The organism is Streptomyces sp. NPDC037288, from assembly GCF_055603265.1.
In genome coordinates this window covers 1-13,163 of the sequence record NZ_JBVJVY010000083.1, presented here as the reverse complement: position 1 = coordinate 13,163, position 13,163 = coordinate 1, and the positions used below count along the sequence as shown (strand labels likewise).

The 13,163-nt window shown below is 65.7% G+C and carries 11 protein-coding genes and 4 pseudogenes; 10 read left to right on the top strand and 5 right to left on the bottom strand.

What is annotated here, in order from left to right; translation table 11 throughout:
• The 4 genes and pseudogenes from ACZ7GZ_RS40200 to ACZ7GZ_RS40185 form a co-directional block, all read left to right on the top strand.
• Positions 1-396: hypothetical protein (locus ACZ7GZ_RS40200; RefSeq protein WP_471032371.1), on the top strand; the 396-nt coding region annotated here is incomplete at its 5' end.
• 563 nt (positions 397-959) lie between these two features.
• Positions 960-1,469, top strand: a complete 510-nt coding sequence (locus ACZ7GZ_RS40195; protein ID WP_471032369.1) for a hypothetical protein — start codon at positions 960-962, stop codon at positions 1,467-1,469.
• A gap of 791 nt (positions 1,470-2,260) precedes the next feature.
• Positions 2,261-2,620 carry a hypothetical protein gene (locus ACZ7GZ_RS40190; RefSeq protein WP_471032367.1) on the top strand — a complete coding sequence of 120 codons (360 nt, stop codon included), beginning with the start codon at positions 2,261-2,263 and terminating at the stop codon, positions 2,618-2,620.
• 12 nt (positions 2,621-2,632) lie between these two features.
• Positions 2,633-3,196, top strand: a pseudogene (locus ACZ7GZ_RS40185) (IS630 family transposase); the annotation flags it as partial.
• Positions 3,197-3,339: 143 nt separating this feature from the next.
• On the opposite strand, the gene ACZ7GZ_RS40180 reads toward ACZ7GZ_RS40185, so the two are convergent.
• Positions 3,340-4,767: an amino acid adenylation domain-containing protein gene (locus ACZ7GZ_RS40180; protein ID WP_471032364.1), complete on the bottom strand. Its 1,428-nt coding sequence runs from the start codon at positions 4,765-4,767 to the stop codon at positions 3,340-3,342.
• 1,140 nt (positions 4,768-5,907) lie between these two features.
• On the opposite strand from ACZ7GZ_RS40180, the pseudogene ACZ7GZ_RS40175 reads away from it, so the two are divergent.
• The 5 genes and pseudogenes from ACZ7GZ_RS40175 to ACZ7GZ_RS40155 all read left to right on the top strand — a co-directional run.
• Positions 5,908-6,547: pseudogene (locus ACZ7GZ_RS40175) on the top strand (transposase); the annotation flags it as partial.
• An 81-nt stretch (positions 6,548-6,628) separates the two neighbouring features.
• Positions 6,629-7,261, top strand: a complete 633-nt coding sequence (locus ACZ7GZ_RS40170; protein WP_471032363.1) for an FAD-dependent oxidoreductase — start codon at positions 6,629-6,631, stop codon at positions 7,259-7,261.
• Entirely contained in the window at positions 7,261-7,533 is a 273-nt protein-coding gene (locus tag ACZ7GZ_RS40165; RefSeq protein ID WP_471032361.1) for an FAD-dependent oxidoreductase, read from the top strand. Before ACZ7GZ_RS40170 ends, ACZ7GZ_RS40165 begins: the two co-directional genes overlap by 1 nt.
• 95 nt (positions 7,534-7,628) lie before the next feature.
• Positions 7,629-7,955, top strand: a complete 327-nt coding sequence (locus ACZ7GZ_RS40160) for a transposase (protein ID WP_471032360.1) — start codon at positions 7,629-7,631, stop codon at positions 7,953-7,955.
• A 38-nt stretch (positions 7,956-7,993) separates the two neighbouring features.
• Positions 7,994-8,478, top strand: a pseudogene (locus tag ACZ7GZ_RS40155) (IS110 family transposase); the annotation flags it as partial.
• A 135-nt stretch (positions 8,479-8,613) separates the two neighbouring features.
• Here ACZ7GZ_RS40155 and ACZ7GZ_RS40150 read toward each other — a convergent pair.
• From ACZ7GZ_RS40150 to ilvB, 3 genes are all read right to left on the bottom strand, one after another.
• Positions 8,614-9,030 (bottom strand): cupin domain-containing protein, encoded by a 417-nt coding sequence (locus ACZ7GZ_RS40150; protein ID WP_471032358.1) that lies wholly within the window; start codon positions 9,028-9,030, stop codon positions 8,614-8,616.
• 107 nt (positions 9,031-9,137) lie between these two features.
• On the bottom strand, positions 9,138-10,187 hold the full coding sequence (locus tag ACZ7GZ_RS40145; RefSeq protein ID WP_471032356.1) for an IS110 family transposase: 1,050 nt from the start codon (positions 10,185-10,187) through the stop codon (positions 9,138-9,140).
• Positions 10,188-10,409: 222 nt separating this feature from the next.
• Entirely contained in the window at positions 10,410-12,221 is a 1,812-nt protein-coding gene (gene ilvB / locus ACZ7GZ_RS40140; protein ID WP_471032354.1) for a biosynthetic-type acetolactate synthase large subunit, read from the bottom strand.
• A gap of 246 nt (positions 12,222-12,467) precedes the next feature.
• Here ilvB and ACZ7GZ_RS40135 point away from each other — a divergent pair.
• Positions 12,468-12,720 (top strand): annotated as a pseudogene (locus ACZ7GZ_RS40135) (ISL3 family transposase); the annotation flags it as partial.
• 159 nt (positions 12,721-12,879) lie between these two features.
• Here the strand turns inward: ACZ7GZ_RS40135 and ACZ7GZ_RS40130 are convergent.
• Positions 12,880-13,163 (bottom strand): transposase family protein (locus ACZ7GZ_RS40130; protein ID WP_471032352.1); only part of this gene is annotated, 284 nt, incomplete at its 5' end.

The window sequence follows — 13,163 nt, the reverse complement described above, 5'->3', positions numbered from 1 at the left end:
GGAGTGAAGTTCCTGCGTTTCTGCGACAACCAGCTTCCCTTTCCGAACAGACCCATCGTAGTGGGACCACTGTCCGGAAACTTCGGGGCGCCTCAATTCACGATCTGGCGGCTGACTTTGCTCGGAGAAGTGGCCAGCGGCAGCTACCCAGTGGGCCTCGGCGAGGGTCTAGTCCAGCAGCAGTCGTCCGTGTGGCGGCCGGTGTGCGCCTCGGTCAGCGACGGTGCATGGACATCGAGTTGTTCGATCGTGTGGTTTACGCAGCGCCAGGCGGTGGATGTGCGGATGCCGAGGTCGACGGCGATCTGTTCGAGGGTTCTCCAAAGCAGCGGGGTGCCCCGTCGACACGCCACCGTCAACGCTTCACCGGCATCCACCCTCCAGCCGTACAAGTGAAAAAGGCTCCCGGTATGGTCATCTGGTCGATTGTTCTGAAAAGCTCGAAGCCCCCAAAATGAGGCCAGCTTGCCTGAAGATGCCTCACGGTGCCCCTCGCAGGTGACGTCGGCCCTCGTCTGCCGCTTACCCACCCGGGAAACTTCTAATTGTCTGATGGGTCGACATGTAGCCGGTCTGGAAGGATCCGGACCAACGTAAGCAGCAGAAGAATTCTTTTTCACCCGCTTAGTCGATGTGGCCATCATTGAGTGAAACGTGCCAGATCTAATTGTGCGTCCCCTTTTTGGGGCGGACAGGATTTCCTGATCTGATTGGAAGGTAAGGCACATATGAAGAAGGACAGCTCGCGCCGGCTGATGGCCGTCATGTTCACAACGAGCGTCGCTGCGGGAGGGGTGCTCGGACTGCTGGGAGCCCCGCAAGGCGCAGCAGCAGAACCGGGCCCCGCAGCGTCCATTGCCAAGACCGCGCCTGCCTTCGTACATGCGAATGACACCTTGGCGCCTCTCCTCACTCCGAGTCATCACTGCAGTACTGTCCTGGCCACAGCAGGGGCTTGCATGCCCCACGCCTTGGACACCGGTAAGGGCAAGAGCAGCAGCACCGGCAAGGGCACCAGCACCGACACCGGAGGGACCGGGAACGTGACCCGCACGGGCATGGGCGCGGGTGCCACCACTGACGCGGGCACCGGCACCGCCGGGACCGGCAGGGACGCCACCACTGACGCGGGCACGGGCGTGGGTGCCACCACTGACGCGGACGCCGGGACCGGCAGCAGCACCGGCAAGGGCACCAGCACCGACACCGGAGCGACCGGGAACGTGACCGGCACGGGCGCGGGTGCCACCACTGACGCGGGCACCGGCACCGCCGGCACAGGCGCGGGTGCCACCACTGACGCGACGGGCACTGACACCAGCACCGACACCAGCAAGGGCACCGGCACCGTCGGGACCGACACGGGCATGGGCACCACCACTGACGAGGGCACCGGCACCGGCACGGGCACCGGACCCGACACGGCAGCAAGGGTTCATGGGGACGTGACGCGTTCACCGGTGCAATAGATGCCGCAGTCTCGTCAATGAGCGTCAGCTCCACCTGAACATCGGCCCCTCGCGAACCGGTGTGCCAGCAGGCACCGCACGCTCAAGGCCGCAGCACCCTGTCCGGTAATTTCATCTCTCCTCCGCGTGTGCGGCTTGCGGCCCGCGAACACACCAGGTGTTCGCGGGCCGCAAGCCATACGAGGGGCGAGCTCAGAGGGCGTTCGGGTCAACGCCCTGAGCACGCGCGAGAGCGAACAGAACCCTTTTCATTACGTCCAGACGCTCGGTGATCGCCCCCCGACGCACCGCCAGCGTCAGCGAGGGAGTCGATTCCGAACGCCGTGCGCAGACGCTCGTCGCGTCTCGCTGTCTCATTGCGCCATGCCCGCCACCCTGAAGCCCTGTGCCTTGATCCAGTGAGCGAGCGCCCGGAGCAGTACGCATCGGCTGCGCCCCAAAGGCGCAGACGTTCGGGTCGCAGCCGCAGAAAGATCAGCTGGCGGTTGGGTCCCGCCCGATCAATGGGTCAGCAGCTCAACGATCTGCACCTGATTGTGATCGACCCTTTCCCTGATGTAGCTCACCTTCGCGTCTAGGTTGCCCACCCTCTGATCAAGGTTGCCTCCCTGCAGCCGCAGCGCGGTGTGATCGCTCTCGACGTCTCCTCCGCCACGTCCTCGAGCCGGCGGATGAGGGTGGCGATCTCGGCCTGTGTGCGATGGGGCTCGTCGTCACCCTGTTCGTGTACTGGTCCACCTGGCATCGCCTGCATCCGACGCTGTCCCTGGCGCTGGCGGGGCGCCGCTGTCGTGGCTGGTGCGGTGCCGGGGCGGCGGGACGGTCCCGTTTCGCGGCGAATACGTGACGGCGCATGGCTGGTGGTCTGGCTGGCGGGGCTGCTACCCGTCTCCGCGCTCGGTTCCTTCGGCGGCGGGTCTGCTCCGCAGCCTTACGACACGTTCGCCGTGGTGGCTCAGCGCCGCGGGGTGCACCTGGGCGGTGCGATCCGGACACCGTCATCCGGCCGGCGGGAGGCCGGGTGCGGCGAGTGGAAGGCCACCGCTGCCGAGATCGGCCAGGACCTGGAGCTGCTTGAGGTGCCGTACACGATCGTGACGGCCTTCCGCTTCCCGCTCGCCAGCTCCTACAACAAGGCGACGCCGCGGTGAGGAGGTCCGCATCGCCTTCAGGCGCTGGACCGCTCGCAGCCGGTGCTGCCGATGATGCCGGGCATGCCCGAGCGGCGCACTCACGACTACCTGCGGCACGGCGTCACCAGCCTGTTCGCCGCGTTCAACATCGCCGACGGCACTGTCATCGGTGAACTGCACCGCCGCCACCGGGCCGTCGAGTTCAAGAAGTTCCTGGTCACGATAGACAAGGTGGTTCCCGCCGGGTTTGATGTGCACCTGGTGTGTGACAACTACGCCGCCCACAACACCCCCGAGATCAAGACCTGGTTCGGCAAGCACCCCCGCTTCCATGTCCACTTCACCCCTACCGGCTCCTCCTGGATCAACCAGGCCGAGCGGTGGTTCGGCCTGCTGACCGACAAGCTCATTCGTCGCGGCGTCCACACCTCGGTGAAGGCGCTGGAGGATGACATCAGGGCCTGGATCGACTCGCGGAACGAGAACCCCAGGCCCTTCACCTGGGCCAAGACCGCCGACGAGATCCTCAAATCCCTCGCCGACTACCTCACCAAGGTCACTCCGCCAGCCACCGATAATCAGCGAGAGACTTAAGCACACAATTTCAGGCGCACACACTAGAACAGCACCGGCGCGCACCCGCGTCCTCCTCGAAGAGCATAGTCCGGGAGGGGCGGGCGTCGTGGTCCGTTGATTTCATACGGGTGGTGGATGGTGTTGATACGGGATCAGGCGTGTCAGTCAGGCCAGCAGCCGATCGTTGTCGCCGTCTCACGGTGCGACAACCGCGGCCTCGCGCACGGGGCCGTGGGCGCTGAGATGGACCTCGATTTCACCGAGTTCGATGCGGTAGCTGCCAACCTTGACCGTGCGTCTTTGCGTCCGAGGAACTCCAGCACGCCATCTGCCCGCCACCAGGCCAGATCCCCAGTCTTGTACAACCGGCCCGCACCACCGGCGGTCTGTGGACCGAACCGGTCGGGCACGAACCGGGCTGCAGTCAGGTCCTGGTCCTGTAGATAACCGAGTGCCAGGCCGTCACCGCCGACCCACAGCTCTCCCACCTCTCCGGGCTCGGCCACGGTGCCGTCCTCGCGCACCACGTACGCGGTGGAGTTGGCCATCGGTGTGCCGATCGGCACGGTCTCGGCGTCCGGGGCCAGCTCGGTCATCGCGTGCACGGTCGACAGGGACGAGTTCTCTGCTGGGCCGTAGCCGTTGAGGAAGACCCCGGGACGGCCGTGAGCCAGGATGCGGCGCACTGCCTCGGGCGACAGCGCCTCCCCACCTGCGATGAGATAGCGCAAAGACATGAACATCTGTGGGCGTACCTCGGCCATCTGGTGAAATAGGCCCGCGCTGAGCCACATCACCGTGACGTGCTCGCGGCGTAGCACCCCCTCCAGGGCATCAGCTGACAGCAGGGTGTCCCCCTGTGCCAGCACCAGTCGGGCCCCGTTGAGCAGGGCCCCGAAGTACTCGAAGCACGAGACGTCAATGGTCGGACTGGTCGTGGCCAGCAGTACGTCTTGTGCAGACAGGGCGAGGCGCTCATCGCTCCGGGACACCAGCCGTACCGGGCTGCGGTGCGGCACCACCACTCCCTTGGGCACGCCGGTGGAACCCGGCGTGAAGATTACGTAGGCGGGATCGTCCGGGCCGATACGGACCCGGTCCGACGCCCCGGTGCGCGGTGCCCGGGCATGAACATCCACCACCCGGGCGTGTCCGTCCACCAGTGTCTTGTGAGCCCCGATGGTGACCACGGCTGAGACGCTCGCGTCCCTGAGCACTTGCAGCACGCGGTGCCGGGGCTGGTGCGGATCCAGCGGAAGGTAGGCTGCACCGGCCCGCATCACCGCGAGCGCCGCCGTCACGCAGGCGATAGAACGCTCCAGCAGTGTCCCGACCACGTCGCCCGGCTTCACCCCGACGGTGATCAAACGGTCGGCCAACTCGCAGATCTGCTTGTACAGTTCAAGGTAAGTTATCCATTCCTCGCCCTGGCAGACTGCGGTCGCGTGGGGTCTAGCTGCAACCTGTTCCGCAAACAGCCCAGGTATATTCGAATTGCGGGGGTAAGCGGTGGCGGTGTCATTCGACCAGCGTGCCCGTGCGCGATGGCCGCTTTCGGGGGTGCTGAAGTTGTCCAGTGTGCTTGTCACGGGGGCTTCCTTTCACGGACGCGTGACGGTGCCGCTACAGCTTTGGCGGGGGTACGCCGTCTGCACGCGAGGCTCGGACTTCCTCGCCACAACCCGTCACCTGGCTACTGAACCGCGGCTCGGCGCTTGCGTAAAACCCGCACACGGCGCTGGGGCGTGAATGCGTTGAACATCGCGTGACGGCTACGCCCGCGTTCTGCTCACGGTGGCCGACGGACGGCACCACTGGGGTAAAGTTGCCGCTCGGCACGGTGGCATCATGGGGGGAGCGCCCGACCCGCCGATCACCCGCGCAATGTTCTCCCAAACTCGCTGCGGGCCGTGCCCAGCCGCAGCCAGTGCGGTGGCGTTCAACGCGTGCACCGAACCGTCCCGCTCCGGGCTTTACCCGGAGGAGGCCTATTCACGAGGGTTTACCAGCCCGTACGCGATGCTCCGGCTGGAACCGGAAGCCCCTTGATACAGGGTGCAGCAGTGTCAACCAGCAGGACTCCCAAGACGATCTACACCAAGATCATCGCATCCCGCTCCTCAACTTGACTCCCGGGGATTCCGTTGTTGACGACGCGTTTCACAAGAGTGCAAAGCTGCCCGGAGTGCACCATTTTCACTGTCGGGACGGCTATACAAGGCGGCCCCTGAGGAGGTGGACTGTCGGAGGCCTGAACGGAAATACTGGAAAGTGCACGACCGAAGGTGGAGAGCGGGGCGGAGCAAGATGACTACACGAAGCGCGGTGATCGCAGGAATCGGAGTCTGCCTTCCCTCCCGGATCGTGAGTGATGACGACCTGGCGTTGACGCTCGGCACATCAGATGAATGACCCGCAGCTGAACAAATATCCGCCAGCCCCGTTGGGGCGAGGTGAGGGCAGCGATGTCCGATCTGGCGGCGCGTGCCGGGATCAGTTTGCTGGGTTCGGCAGCTGGCACGGCACCCGAGGCGGTCATCCGGGCCACGACGACCGGCGATCGGCGTTGTCCCGCGATGGTGACAAGTGAGGGACTGTAAGAAAAAGCGGTGTAATTCCGATCAAGGAAGAGTGCACTTGTGACCATCGAGAACTTAATCAAGACGCCCGTGTCGGGGCCTGTGCCGGCGGCAGCCGATGACTGGTCCATCGAGGAGCTCGCGGCCTAAGCACAGTTGGAGGGCCTGCAGCTGACCGGTGAGGGCGGGTTGCTGCAGCAGCTGACGAAACGGCTTCTGGAGTCCGCTCTCGAAGGCGAGATGAACGATCACCTCTGCTATGACCGTCACGATGCGGTGGGAAAAACGGCGGTAACTCCTGCAATGGCAAGCGACCCAAGCCCGTTGCCACGGACGTCGGCCCGGTCGAGATCGAGGTGCCACGGGACCGCGAGGGATCGTTCGAGCAAGCAGATCGTCAAGAAGCGGCAGCGCCGGCTGACCGACGCCAGTTGGTGCTGTCCCCTGTCCGCGAAGGGCCTCACCCTCGGTGAGATATCCGCTCACCTCGCCGAGGTCTATGGGGCGTAGGTGCCAAGCAGACGATCTCCACGATCACTGACGCTAGATCCGGCGGGATCGTCTGCACCACCAATGCCATCGAGTCGGTGAACGCGCGCGGATACGCCGGGCTGTTCGGGCCCGCGGTCGCTTCCCTACCAAGAGCGCTGCCCTGAGGTGCATCTACCTCGCGGTCATGCCCCTCGACCCGACCAGAACCGGGCGCAAACGATGGACGACCAGGTGGAAGCGGGCCCTGCAGGCCTTCGACATCGCCTTCGACGGCCGCCTCACACACAACCGAATCTGACCAACGAGACCAACCCAGTTACACCGTTTACTTCAGAACCCCTGACCGTCGAGCGCGTACGGATCGCGACGATTGGACACGGTGAGCAAAGATTTCTCGCGGTCAGGAAAGATCCGGAGGCGGCTTGCAAGCGGAAGGCGACAACCGTGTGTGTCTTTGTCCAGGTCTAAGGCTTGGTGCGTGAGCTCCTACCAAGAATTCGAGCGAATCGCGTCCCAGGGCCCACAGACTGGGGTACGCATGGTAGAAGCCGACTTCCATTTCACCTCGCCGGTGAAAACCGACCGGGTGGAACGGGGCAAGCTCGCTGAACTCACGAGTCTGTCGGAACGCGGAGTGCTCCGGGAGCTTCGGATTCTGTCCGATGATGAACTGGCGGCCGTCCCAGAGCGGTTCGGCGTGGTGGGGGGATACCGCATCGTGGTGCCGGCCATTGACACTCCTCGGTACATTCCTTGGTTGCGGCGGAAAGTAGTGGCGGCCGGGGTGGAGCTAGTGTATTCCGGCTGCAGCGGACCGGCGCAGCGGGTGACGGGCCCGCTCCTCCCTCAGGAGGCGCGGCTTCGTCGAGCCTTCGGAGTGGATGCGATCGTCAACTGTGCTGAGATGGGCGCGGCCGAACTTGCGGGTGCAACTATGGTGCCGCTGCGCGGGCTATTATGGCGGATTCCCCGGGCTCTGTTCCCTGACGGTGTCGGCCCTCAGCCTGCGTGATGGCCAAGAGCCGCCATGCGCAAGACATGGTCTTCGTGGTGCCGCGAACTGACGAAGTGGTACTCGGCGGCCTGGTCGAGCCTGGACTGTGCCCGTACCGGCTGGAGAACGTGTGCGCAGCACGCGACTACGGCTTCAATATCACTCACAACTTCGGACACGGCGGGTCCGGTTTCAGCTTCTCCTACGGTTGTGCAGAGGAAGTGGCCGATCTGGTCGAGTCTTATGCGTCACCCGCATTAACCTCTCTCCACAATGCTGCGGCCGATTGAATTTTTGCTGATCCGGCTTCGTGCATGGTTGTGCCGCGCGTCAGACTTTCTGGCACAGGGGTTTGTTTAGCCCCCGTGAGTACGAGGAGAGCCTGATGTCCCGTCCGCCGCGGTTCCCGGTGGAGCAGAAGATACGGATCGTCTTATCGGTCCTGTCCGGAGAGATGACGGTCGCTGACGCGGCCCGGAAGTACAAGACGTCACAGACGTCGGTGGCTAAGTGGCGTGGTCAGTTCCTGGAGCCCGGCAAGGCCGGTCTCGCCGCCGTGGGCAGCCGCTGTAGCTCGGGCCGGGAGGAGCGGCTCGGAGGCGGAGATCGAGGAGCTGAAGACCGCGCTGGGCAAGGCTCTGTCCGGTTGCCCGTGATCTTCGTTCTCGCAACCTCTCGCAAAACAGCTTTCGCACAATGCCCCTCGCGATAGGTTCTGCGCCATGCCAGAGCTCGCCGAACGGATGCGCCGGCGACGAGACTGCCACCGACCTCAAGATCCTCACCAGCCGCCGCATGGAGCCTTGTCGCCGACAGTATCCGGACCGTTAACCCACTCCGAGCCCACCTCACCAGCATCTTTCCCGGCCTGAAGCGGACCCTCGACCTCACCAACACAGGGCCCCTGAGCCTGCTCGGCGGCTATCAGACTCCGGCCGCCATCCGCCGACTGGGCACGAAGCGGCTGGAGACCTGGCTCCGCAACCGCAAGGTCCTCCGCGCCGAACAGCTCGCCGAGACAGCAGTGCAGGTCGCCGAGCGCCAGGACACCAGCCTGCCGGGCGAGAAGCTGACCGCCCAGATGGCCCACACGCTGGCGAGAGAGGTCATGGCCCTCAACCAGCAGGTTGCCGAGCTCGATACCCTCATCGAGGCTCGGCTTCCCGAACCATACCTTCGAGGTGATCACCAGCATGCCCGGCCTGGGCGTCATCCTCGGCGCCGAGTTCCTGGCGCGCATCGCCTGGGTGGGGAGCGGTGGCATGGCGCGTGACCTTCGCGGCGGCGTGCGCGCTCATCCGGGACACGTGCTCGTCCTCGCAGCAACTCGTGAGGGCGGGCATCGGGTCTTGACCGGCACTGCTGTCACGTCACTCAGGAGCTGATGCGGGGATAGTCAGGGCATGTCCCTTGGGGGTGATGTAGAGGGCTAGGAGTCTGGTCGGCAGGTCAGGGCCAGCGGTACCGCAGTGGACGTACCCGGGGCCGGACGGTTCGACGAAGGCGTCTCCGGCACGATAAATGCGGGTTTCTCCGGCGGGCCCGCGGTGGTGGAGTTCACCGTGCTCGACGATGGCGATGAGGGTGCCTGGGTGGTAGTGCCAGCCGGTGCTGCTGTTCGGCGGGAGGTCCAGGCGGCACAGGACGAAGGTGCAGTTTTCATACTGCGGTTGTGGGTAGTGTGCGGTGACGGCCTCGACGAGGGTGTCGGTCTGCGGGGTGGTCAGGATGCCCCGCCTGGCACGACGTGCCAGGCGGGGCACTCGCGCACCGGGGAAACAAGACATGGGTGGTCCCTCACGTGTTCTGGTGGGCTGGGTAGCCGACGGACAGGCGTGGCGTCGGCGCGAGGGGTGAAGCTCCTATAGATCGTCAAGCGCTCTGCCGGAGCGGTTCAGTGGGTTTGGATCGCGTGGGGCAGGTGGCGGTAGACCTCGCGGGCGACGAACCGTTTCAGGCAGCGGACGATGTCCTTCTTGACCATGCCTTCAGCGGTTCGCCGGGCGACGTATTCGTGGGTGAGCTGGTCGTACTGCATGCGGACCAGCACGATGATGTGCAGGGCGTTGTTGGCCGCTCGGTTGCCGCCGCGGTGGAGGCGGTGGCGGTTGATGCGGCCGGAGGAGGCCGGGGGTGGGGGCGGCCCCGCACAGGTGGGCGAAGGCAGCTTCGGAGCGGAGCCGGTCAGGGTTGTCACCTGCGCTGGCCAGCAGCTGCCTGGCGGTTTCCGGGCCGACGCCGGGCAGGGCGATGAGCCGGGGGGGCGGCCTGGGTGACCAGCGGCCCGATCTCCCGGTCCGCGTCCTTGATCTCCTCGTCGAGTACCTGGTAACGGCGGGCGAGTCTGCGCAGTGCTGTCTTCACCGCGCAGGCCAGGTCGGCGAGTTCGCCCGTGGGGGCGGGAGCGGGCCAGAGTCTCGACCAGCTCCGTCGTGGACAGGCCGCGCAGCTTGTCGCGGACGCTGGAGGGGGCAGTGACGATGAGGGTGCGGATCTGGTTGATCGCCTGTGTGCGAGCCTTGAACGCGCTCTTGCGGACCACCCGCAGGGACCGGATCGCCTCCACTGTCCCGTTCCTCGCCTTCGGGGTCCCGCCGGCCAGGCTGGACAGCACGGCGGTCGCCGCCGCACAGGCGTCGATGGGGTCGGACGTACCGTTGTCCCGCCTGGCCTTGCGGTCGGGACGGTCAACCTCCACCACAGTGATGCCGTGTGCGGTCAAGAACCGGGCGATCTCGGCGCGGTAGGCGCCGGTCCTCTCGACACCGAAGGCGAGGACGTCGCCGTGCGAGCGCAGCCGGTCCATCAGCCTGCGGTAGCCGTCCGGAGTGGTCTCGAACTGCTCGGTGGCTAGGTGCCGGCCGATGCTGTCGATGACCGCGGCCTGGTGAAAATCGGCGTGGGTGTCGATCCCACCGATCAACACTATGTCCTGTGCTGCCATGCTGTTGTGTACTGCCCTTCCGAGGCGCACCGATGGGAGGGCACGTGCCGGTCGGGCAAACGGACGGACCTTTCGCGGGGCTCCTATGAAGTCACAGACGCCCGACCGGCCACGCGCCAGGCGGCACCGCCCGGCAGGCCGACGATTCACAACAAGGACAGCCGAAACGTCAGTCAGCCGGAGAGTCAGACCCCCGAGCAGTGCCATGGCTAATCCTCACTGTCAGTCGGAGTCGCCGAAGTCGGGGCGGGTGCCGCGGGCGATGAGGATGTCGTCGTTGGAGGCGCCGGCGGGGACCATCGGCCAGACCATGTCGTCGGCACTGATGGCGAAGTCAACGACGACGGGCACGTCGTCGATCGCCATGGCCTTCTCCAGGGTCGGGCGGATGTCGCTCGTACTAGTGCAGCGCAGCCCCACGCATCCCATGGCCTGAGCGAGCGCGGCGATGTCGGGCACGCGACGGCCGAGCGTGGTGGCGCTGTAGCGCTGGGCGTAGAAAAGGGACTGCCACTGGCGAACCATGCCAAGAGAGCCGTTGTTGAGGACGGCGACTTTGATGGGAATGTTCTCCGTGGCGCAGGTGATCAGTTCCTGGCTGGTCATCTGGAAGCAGCCATCGCCGTCGATGGCCCACACGGTTGTTGTCGGCAGAGCGATTTTCGCGCCCATCGCGGCAGGAATCGCGAACCCCATGGTGCCAGCACCGCCGGAGGTGATCCAGCAACGCGCATTGCGGGCGGGCAGCAACTGGGCGGCCCACATCTGGTGCTGACCCACTCCGGTGGTGAACACCGCCTGTTCGGGGCAGACAGCCGCGAGCTGTTCGAACACTGCCTGTGGTGTGACGGTGCCGGGCACGGGATCCATGGTGGTTCCCGGCCGACACTCGGTACGCCAATGCTGCAGGGTGCGCCACCAAGGAGCCATACGGGCCCGTTGGCGCGGTAGCGTGCCCTGCAGTGCGGCGGTCAGAGCGGTCAGTGCGGCCCGGGCGTCCGCGTGCAGGGCCACGTGCGCGTGTCGCAGTTTCCCGATCTCTGTCGGGTCGATGTCGATGTGGATGACCTCTGCCCCGGGAGCGAACGTGTCGATCCTGCCCGTGACCCGATCGTCGAACCGAGCCCCAACGGCCAGAATCAGGTCACTCCGCTGCAACGCCATCACCGCCGGCACAGTCCCGTGCATGCCCGGCATGCCAAGGTTCAGCGGATGGTCGTCAGGGAGGATCCCGCGTGCCATGAGAGTGGTCACCACCGGTACGTCCAGCAACTCGGCGAGTTCACGCAAGGCGCCGTCTGCCTGTGAAGCCACCGTTCCCCCGCCCGCGTACAGGACCGGGCGCGTGGCGCGCCGCAGTAGGTCGCCGGCCTGGCGGACGCGCTGCGGGTCCGGTTCGCGCCGTGGATGGCCGTCGGGCGCGGAGGCGCGGTCAGGGCAAAAAGCCGAGGCATGGTGAGGGGCGCTGCCCTGCAGTGCGTCCTTGGTAATGTCCACCAGGACCGGACCCGGTCGTCCCTCCAGCGCTATATCCAGTGCCGCCGTGACCGCCTGAGCCACCTGATCGGCCCGAGTGACCCGGAAGACCCCTTTCGTCACCGGGCCGACGACAGCAGCGATATCCACTTCCTGGAACGCGGTGGTGCCCAGCAAATGACTGGGCACCTGGCCGGTGATAGCGACGAGAGGGGTGGAGTCCAGGCGGGCGTTGGCCAGCGGCGTCACCAGGTTCGTCGCCCCGGGCCCCGAGGTAGCCACACAGACCCCTACCCGGCCCGTCGCCCGCGCAAATCCCTCGGCGGCGTGCCCCGCCCCCTGCTCGTGCCGGACTAGGACATGCCGCACTGCCTGGGAGCGCAGCAGCGCGTCGTACGCAGGCAGAATCGCGCCCCCCGGAATACCGAACACCACATCGACCGCGGCTCGCTCCAGAGCCTGTACCAACTGCTCGGCACCGCTCACCTTCGGCGATACCGGCGTCCCCTGCTCGTCACCGGCGACCAGATAGTTCTGGCCAGCATCCGGCATCGTCATCACTTACCCCCACCCCGACTTGCCGAGAAGAGGGTCCCCCCGGCTCAAAACCATACGCTGGGCCTTGCCACGCGCGCTGGACAAGGGCACTAGTCCACGGACGTGCTAAATGTGTTGAACGCTTGCCCGGTCGTGGGCGGTAAAACGAAGTCGTGGGATCTGCCAAACGAGCGGCTCTGTTTCCGTAGTCGGTGGTGGCGCTGCGTCTGTGCCTGTGACCATGTGGCAGGTTGACTTCAACCTGCCGTGGTATTTTCTGGTTTGCTGACGCTGGTCGTCGAGGGTGTTGTGGGTGGCAGTGATGTGGTCCGGGTCAGGGCCCGGACGCGGGATGTCCCGGTGCCTTGCCCTGTATGCGGGGTGTCGACGGGGAACGTGCACAGCTGCACCGCCGGACGGTATGGGACATGCCCGTGGACGCTGAGTGGTGGCCCGCGTCCGTGTCGAACAGCTGGTCTGCCCGGTCCTGGATTGCCGACGGCAGACCTTCCGCGAGCAGAGGGGCTTTCCCGTGATCGTGGACACCGGTTGTCATGCGGCGGTGGTCAGCGTAATTGAAGAGCCGCTGTTCCACCCGCCGTATAGGCACAGCCGTCCAAGCCGTCCACATCCTGCTGACCTGCACATCCTCAGGATGAAAACAGTTCAATGAGGGTTTTCAGCGTTGCCTCTCCAGGGTGAGGACGGCTTTGGCGATGACCGTCATGCGGTTGGGGCTGCAGCGGGCTTTGCGGAAGACGCGCCAGGACTTCAGTCTGGCGACGCTTCGTTCGACTGGTGCTCGTGCCGCTGACAGGGCTCGGTTGATCGTCCGTTGGGTCGGGTTGAGGTCCTGGTGCGGGAGTCGCCTGATCGGCGTGGTCACCCAGGGGCCGGCCCCGATGTAGGCACGGTCGGCGAGAACGGGAACGCCCTGGCGTTCGCAGATCCGGATGATGCGGT

What these genes read in the sequence shown, in the direction of transcription:
- ACZ7GZ_RS40195 (WP_471032369.1), top strand. Translation starts at nt 960, where the DNA reads ATGCCCCACGCCTTGGACACCGGTAAGGGCAAGAGCAGCAGCACCGGC.
- ACZ7GZ_RS40165 (WP_471032361.1), top strand. Translation starts at nt 7,261, where the DNA reads ATGGCCAAGAGCCGCCATGCGCAAGACATGGTCTTCGTGGTGCCGCGA.
- ACZ7GZ_RS40160 (WP_471032360.1), top strand. Translation starts at nt 7,629, where the DNA reads ATGTCCCGTCCGCCGCGGTTCCCGGTGGAGCAGAAGATACGGATCGTC.
- ACZ7GZ_RS40150 (WP_471032358.1), bottom strand. Translation starts at nt 9,030, where the DNA reads ATGTCTTGTTTCCCCGGTGCGCGAGTGCCCCGCCTGGCACGTCGTGCC.
- ACZ7GZ_RS40145 (WP_471032356.1), bottom strand. Translation starts at nt 10,187, where the DNA reads ATGGCAGCACAGGACATAGTGTTGATCGGTGGGATCGACACCCACGCC.
- ilvB (WP_471032354.1), bottom strand. Translation starts at nt 12,221, where the DNA reads ATGACGATGCCGGATGCTGGCCAGAACTATCTGGTCGCCGGTGACGAG.